The organism is Streptomyces sp. NPDC101152 (genome assembly GCF_044768275.1).
Taxonomy (GTDB): Bacteria; Actinomycetota; Actinomycetes; order Streptomycetales; family Streptomycetaceae; genus Streptomyces.
This window is the reverse complement of the sequence record NZ_JBIWPO010000058.1, coordinates 33,340-39,693: the sequence shown is the minus strand read 5'-3', so window position 1 is coordinate 39,693 and position 6,354 is coordinate 33,340. Positions and strand designations below refer to the sequence as shown.

6 protein-coding genes and 3 pseudogenes are annotated in these 6,354 nt (G+C 69.3%); 4 read left to right on the top strand and 5 right to left on the bottom strand.

The features are described from left to right. Positions 1-124: 124 nt before the first annotated feature. The gene (locus ACIRVK_RS39505; protein WP_404255981.1) at positions 125-820 is read right to left on the bottom strand and encodes an alpha/beta fold hydrolase; all 696 of its coding nucleotides are present in this window, start codon (positions 818-820) and stop codon (positions 125-127) included. A gap of 147 nt (positions 821-967) precedes the next feature. On the opposite strand from ACIRVK_RS39505, the gene ACIRVK_RS39500 reads away from it, so the two are divergent. Next, the gene (locus ACIRVK_RS39500) at positions 968-1,270 is read left to right on the top strand and encodes a barstar family protein (protein WP_404255987.1); all 303 of its coding nucleotides are present in this window, start codon (positions 968-970) and stop codon (positions 1,268-1,270) included. 25 nt (positions 1,271-1,295) lie between these two features. Here ACIRVK_RS39500 and ACIRVK_RS39495 read toward each other — a convergent pair. The 4 genes and pseudogenes from ACIRVK_RS39495 to ACIRVK_RS39480 all read right to left on the bottom strand — a co-directional run. Continuing rightward, positions 1,296-1,605, bottom strand: a pseudogene (locus ACIRVK_RS39495) (transposase); the annotation flags it as partial. Between the two features lie 95 nt (positions 1,606-1,700). Next, positions 1,701-2,444, bottom strand: a complete 744-nt coding sequence (locus tag ACIRVK_RS39490; protein WP_404255979.1) for a polysaccharide deacetylase family protein — start codon at positions 2,442-2,444, stop codon at positions 1,701-1,703. A 446-nt stretch (positions 2,445-2,890) separates the two neighbouring features. Further along, a pseudogene (locus tag ACIRVK_RS39485) lies at positions 2,891-3,899 on the bottom strand (IS481 family transposase). Continuing rightward, complete coding sequence (locus ACIRVK_RS39480; RefSeq protein ID WP_404255977.1) at positions 3,896-5,068, bottom strand: Cmx/CmrA family chloramphenicol efflux MFS transporter; 1,173 nt, start codon at positions 5,066-5,068, stop codon at positions 3,896-3,898. Before ACIRVK_RS39480 ends, ACIRVK_RS39485 begins: the two are co-directional and overlap by 4 nt. 50 nt (positions 5,069-5,118) lie before the next feature. Between ACIRVK_RS39480 and ACIRVK_RS39475 the strand changes: the two are divergent. From ACIRVK_RS39475 to ACIRVK_RS39465, 3 genes and pseudogenes are all read left to right on the top strand, one after another. Continuing rightward, a pseudogene (locus tag ACIRVK_RS39475) lies at positions 5,119-5,297 on the top strand (MBL fold metallo-hydrolase); the annotation flags it as partial. Positions 5,298-5,387: 90 nt separating this feature from the next. Further along, positions 5,388-5,762 carry a hypothetical protein gene (locus ACIRVK_RS39470; RefSeq protein WP_404255975.1) on the top strand — a complete coding sequence of 125 codons (375 nt, stop codon included), beginning with the start codon at positions 5,388-5,390 and terminating at the stop codon, positions 5,760-5,762. Then, positions 5,696-6,184 carry an MFS transporter gene (locus ACIRVK_RS39465; RefSeq protein WP_404255973.1) on the top strand — a complete coding sequence of 163 codons (489 nt, stop codon included), beginning with the start codon at positions 5,696-5,698 and terminating at the stop codon, positions 6,182-6,184. Before ACIRVK_RS39470 ends, ACIRVK_RS39465 begins: the two co-directional genes overlap by 67 nt. Positions 6,185-6,354 lie beyond the last annotated feature (170 nt).

Genomic DNA, 6,354 nt, shown 5'->3' with positions numbered 1-6,354 from the left:
CCCCAGGTCATCCGTTCGACAGGGGGCAAACAGCCATACCGGACCCGGGGGCCAGGCGCCCCTTTTGCGGGGCCACGAGAAAGGTAACGGGGCAGACACCTACCGCATGGAGTTGTCGCCGCGGCTACGTGAGCCGTTCATGGGGGGACGCGTCGGCGAGGAAGCCATCGACGATCGTGTTGAACACCTTGGCAGCCGTCATCGGCATCCCGTGTCCGGTATGGGGAACGACGACGAGGTACGCGCGTGGGATGGCGTCGACCAGGAGTTGCGCGTCCGGCAGGCACTCCTTGTCGCGCGCACCGCACAGGATGAGCGTCGGGGCGGCGATACGAGGAAGGAGATCGGCGATGTCGGCCTCCTCTGCTGCGTCGACCATGGCCAGGAGGGTCGGGCGGTCGTGGAGATCGGAGACGGCTTTCATGTACCACCAGCCGGGGCGGGAGCGATAGAAGCGGATGGCACGTCGACCGCGCTCGGCTGGGCGGATCGAGGCGCCTTGCAGGACCAGGCGGCTGACCCTCGCGGGGTGGTCGGCGGCGACCTGCGCGGCGACAAGGGCTCCCAATGACATGCCGCACAGGTGGACCGGCTGGGACTTGCCGATCAGGTCGGCGACCGCGGCGGCGCACGCATGGAGCGAGAACGGTCCCGGGGACCTGCCGAACCCGGGCAGGTCCGGGGCGATGACGTGATACTGCTCGCACAGGCCGGCCAGCTGTTTCTTCCACATGCGGGACGCCGCGCCACCGCCGTGGAGGAGGATCAGAGCCGGGTTCGAGGGATCGCCGACTGTCTGAGCGTACAGAGTCCCTGCCATGGGTTCAGTCTGCCAGCGCGGGGTGCGTGCGTGTTTGGTGGCAGGTTGTGAACTCTGACATCCAGAGGATCGGCCCCAAGGGTTGGCTGCGCGCCTGTGACGAGGGAGTCCACAGTCGCGGCCGCACTCTACGTCAGTGCCGACGGCCTGCTCCAGGGGGACAGCGAGCTGATCGTTGACCTGCGGGGTCGGCTGATCGAGACACTCGACGGCTTCTGGGACGCTGTGAGCGAGCCGTGCGGGCTGCCGGAGTGGTTCGGCCGGAGCCTGGACGCGTGGTCGGACACAATCGAGACCTGGGGCATCTCCGAGGTGATCGACAGCCACGACGTCCTGATCCTGCACGTCGACCAGCGGGGCCTCTTCGACGGGCACCGGCAGGAGGCCGACGTCCTGGCCGGCATCTTTGACGGAGAACGAAACCGGCTCATCGTCCACGGGCCGACCTGACGAACGAACCCTTCGGGCGCCTTGCTCAGCGCCGGGTCCAGATGAGGATGGCAGCAGGGTGGAGCGCGGCCTGGTGAGCGATGGCGAGCTTGTCCGTCCGCACGGCGAGGCCGGCCACTGCTTGAGTCGGGCGATGCACCGCTCGACGGTATTGCGCGCCGTGTATGTCTCAGCGTCAGAACCGGGCGGGCGGCCTCCGGCGCGACATCGCCGCAGTTGATGGCCGATCTGGTCGGCGGGCTGCGGAATGGCCGCGCGGATGCCACGACGACGGAGGTGCCACGGATGGCGCGAGAAGAGTAGGCGCGATCCGCAAGGACGACCGCAGGGCGAGTGTCGGCGCAAGGGCACCACACGTCGAGCGACTGCCCCTTTCCCTACCCGTGAAGACCTCGTCGGGCCCCGGGTGTGTCGGAGTGAAGCCGCTGCGTCAGCTTGCGGGAAGGCTGAACCTGTAGCCCTGCCGGGTCATCCAGGGGAGCAGTTCGCGCAGGGCCGCCACGGTCTGGCTGCGGTCGCCGCCGCCGTCGTGCATGAGGACGATGCCGCCGGGGCGCAGTTCCCGTTTCACGGTGGCGACGATCGAGGCGGCACCCGGGCGCGACCAGTCACGGGGGTCGACGGTCCAGCCCAGCGGGCGTAGACCGTCCTGCACGGCTATCCGGCGGTTTTCGGGGCTGAAGTCGCCGCCGGGGGCACGGAACCACCTGATCTGGGTGCCCGGCCCGCCGGCCTTGATGATCATTTCCTTGGCCGCGGTGATCTCGTGGACCTGCGTGGCGTGCGGGAGGGTACGCATCGGCTGGGGGTGGTCCACGGTGTGGTCGCACAGCCGGTGGCCGGCGGCGAGGATGCGCTTGACCAGGGCGGGGTTCACGGCGGCCTGGTTGCCTATCTGGCAGAACGTCGCCTGTACGTGGTACTGGGCGAGCAGGTCCAGTACCTGACCGGTGAACGGCCCCGGGCCGTCGTCGAAGGTGAGTGCCACGGTCCGGCCGTACGTCGCCGCACTGTGGGCGATCGAAGCGCTCGGGGCGCCGGCAGGGACGGCCTGCGCGCCGGCGCCGGTTGCGGCGCTTGCGCTCGTACCGGCACCGGCCAGGGTGAGCGAGACGGCCACCGCGCAGCCGAGGGCCGCACGGCGCAGCAGACGGACGGAACTGGAGTTCTGCATTCTGTTCTTACTCCTGGCATGGCTGGCCATCTCGGGATGACACGGACGGACCCTCACGACGATGACCGAATGCCTGACCGAAGCAAAGGATTCACTGGGATTTGCAGCCTTTGTCACAAAACGCCTGATAGTGACCCTCATCACTGCGCCTGCGCCCGCCGCCACCCCGGCTCACTCCCCGTGCGGCTCCCGTACGACGGCGACCTTGCCCGCCGGAACCTTCACCGACCCGGCACCGGCTTTCCGTGACGAGTTCGACGGCTCCGGACGGTTTCCTCTCCCATTCAAGGTCGAGGACAAAGGGACGTGCAACGGGCCGAGGATGTGGCGCGTTCCCCGCAGGCGATGGCCGTCCACCTGGATGGCCTGCCGGGCCACACGCTGCTGCTTCACGTCCCGTCGGCGTCGCCCATCTGCTGGTGTACCCCGCGCCCACCGGCGCCGTCCTAGGTGTTGCTGGCCATGACGTTGGTGACACCCACGTGGAGGCGTGAGACCGGAGGACGGTTACTGGCGGCGGTGTGAGGCCGGTGGTAGTTGTAGTGGACGTTCCAGACTGCGATCACCCGCGCCCGTTCTGCTTCAGAGGACCAGTGCCTGGCATACAGGAGTTCTTCAGCGAGGATGCGCTGGTAGCGCTCGGCCTTGCCGTTGTGGCGGGGCGTGTACGGCTTGGTCCGCTGATGGCGGGAGGCCCACGGGATGAGGGCGCGCTCGAAGACCGCGGCGCGGTAGTTCGCGCCGTTGTCGGTGACCACACGCACGACCCGGTGGATGCCGTGGGCGGCGAAGAAAGCGCGGGCCCGGCTGAGGAACGCCACGGTGGTGGCGGCCCTTTCGTCGGCAAGGGGCTCGGTATAGGCCAGGCGGGAGGATCCGTCGACGGCAGAGTGCAGGGAGACGTACCCGCCCTTGGCCCCACCGGTCTTTGCGCGCTGTGCCGCCCTGGCCTGTTCGGAGCCGCGTCCATGGGCCCGCCACCCGCCGCGTCGGGGATACGCCCGACCTTCTTGACGTCCAGATGGACCATGCGGCCCGGGTAGCCGGCCACGATCCGTTTCGACGGACGCCTGTTGGTCGAGCGGTCGGGGTCGAGGAAGCGGCGCTGGTTGATGCCCAGGCGCGCCAGCCACCGGCCTACCGTGCGTTCGCTGATCCGCACGCCTTGGCTCGCGAGTTCAAGGGTGATCCGGCGGGCGGACCACTTGTCGTCCCGCCGCAGCTGCTCGATCCGTTCGACGACATCGGGCGGGAACGGGATCGGTGAAGACCGCGGGACGCTCGGACGGTCCTGCAGCCCGGCTTCGCCGTGAGTGTCGTACCGGTTCTTCCACTTGGACAGGCAGGCGCGGGAGACACCAGCCTCGGCGGCGACGTGCGCGATCGGACGGGTGCGGCAGCGCTCCACAAGCCCTCGGCGTCCTCGATGTTCAACGGTGCGTTCGCATGTGTCACCGCAGCACCTCCGTGCTCCGGCCGGCCGTGATGACGGTGAGGAGGGGGAATGCGATGAGCAGCGCGACCGCGACGAGAAGCCCGCTTGTCCAGAGCGGTCCGAGGGCCCCTGCTTCGGTGCCGAGCGTGGCTGCAGCGACGACGGGGCCGACGGTGGCGCCCACGTTCAGCGCCGCCGTCGCATACGAGCCAGCCATCGTGGGGGCTCCCGCGGCCTCGTAGAGGACCCGTGTGATCAGCGTGCTGCCCAGCGCGAACGACAGCGCGCCCTGCACGAACACGAGGGTGAACAGGGCGGCCGGCTCGTTGGCAAGCACCGCCAGAGTGGGCCAGCCGATGAGCAGCACCGGACCGGCGACCGCGATGACCGGGCCGGGACTTCGGTCGGACGGCCGTCCGGCGACGGTGACGCCCACGAAGGAACCGGCACCGAAGAGCACCAGAGCGATAGAGATCCACAACTCGCCCAGCCCGGCGCTGTCGGTCACCACGGGGGCGAGGAAGGTGGGGCTGCCGAAGGTTGCCGCGTTCACCAGCGCGCCGAGCAGCATCACCAGGGTCAGTCGCGCCCGGGCGAGCTGGGTGAGCTCCGCTCGCAACGCCGGCCCGCCGGTCGCCTCGTCGTCGTCACGTCCTGCGGGGATGCCTTTCAGGATGCCGAGAGCGGCAGGCAGGCAGAGAGCGGCGACTGCCCAGAAGGTGGCCCGCCAGCCGAGTGCCGTGCCGAGCACTGACCCAGCGGGGACACCGGCGATCGTGGCCACCGTCGTGCCCGACAGCAGGACGGCCAGTGCGCGTCCCTTCCTGTCGGGTGAGACCAGCGCGGCCGCAGCCGTCAGGGCGACAGCGAGGAAGCCCGCGTTCGCGAGTGCTGCGACGACTCGGGTAGCGAACAGGATGGGGAAGCTCGTGGTGACGGCGCCCAAGGCGTGAGCTGCCGCGAAAACGAGGACGAACCCGAGAAGGGCCGGGCGCCTGGGCCAGTTGCGGGCAAGCGCGGCCACCAGGGGTGCGCCGACGATCATGCCGATCGCGAAGGCCGAGGTGAGCACGCCTGCTGCCCCGACGTCGAAATCCGAGGCGATGTCCGGCAAGAGGCCGGCGAGCATGAACTCCGAGGTGCCCATGGCGAAGACCGCCATGGCAAGCAGGTACAGCGGGAGAGGCATCGAGTGGCTCCGAGGTGAGGAGAGGCACGAGAAGGTCATCTCGTCACCGCGGCCAGCCCACCGGCCCAGAGGTCTACGAGGACGTGCGCCGCTACCTCGCCGATGCCCGCGAACTCCTTGGTGACGACGGTGACGCGTACAAGAAGGCGATCGTCGACAAGTACCGGCCCACGTCGGCCCGTTCATCATCGACATCGCCAACCGGTCGCTCTTCCCGGCCGGCAACTGAACACCCTCGGCGTGCGCCGTCCGCGCCGCGCGGATCCGGGGCGGTTCGCGCGGCCCACGGACCCCCTCAGCTCATCGCCTGCGCTCGTTGATGACTTCTCTTGCCAACGCACCCGTCCTGTTCCTGTACGGAGATACGTCAAGTAACGCGCCCTCCTCCCCCGTAGAACCGCTGCCGCGCAGTTACACGATCCCCGGCGACAGGACTTACCCCGAGGGAATCGCCCGCCAGTCGCTGTATGTCATGGCGGGCGCCCCGCGAGCCCTCGCCCCGGATCCGGCGGTGGTCATCGGCATGCGGTTGGTCCAGGAGCTGCCGGGAGCGGCCGGCATCGTCATCGCGCGGGCCGTGGTGCGCGACCTGTACGAGGACCTCGGCGCCGCTCGTCTGCTGTCCTCGTGCTGCTGGTCTCCGGCACCGCGCCGATCCTCGCGCCCGTGCTCGGCGCCCAACTGCTGCGGCTGACATCCTGGCGCGGCGTGTTCGTCACTCTCACGCTTCTGAGTCTGGTCATTCTGTCGGACACCGCCGCCCTGCTGTCCGAGACCCCGCCGCCTCCGGACCGGCGGCACGGCGAGCTCCCGGCGCCCCTGCGTACTGTGCGTGATCTGGTGCGCGACCGCTCCTTCACCGGTTACTTGCTCACTGGCAGCCTCGGCTTCGCCGCCCTGTTCGCCTACTGCGCCGGCTCCTTCTTCAGCATCCAGGAGATCTACGGCGCCTCCCCACAGACATACAGCCTGCTCTTCGGCCTCAACTCACTCGGCGTGGTCGCCACCGGGCAGCTCAACGGCAAGGTCCTGGTGGGCCGGTTCCCGTCGCACTGCGCGTTTTGGCCTCGGGCCTGGCCGTGCTCGTCACCGCAGGCACCACGCTGGTGCTCCTGATCACCGCCACGTCCGCGGGTCTGCCCGGGATCGCGGAAGGCATATGGGTGCCCGTCAGGCGTTGCCTTCACCAACGCGATCCGGCTGTGCGGAGTGTCTGCCTGACTCCTCGCCTGGAACCGCCGCGTCCCAGGCCCAGACGGAACGGCTACGGGAGCTCGGCGGCCCGC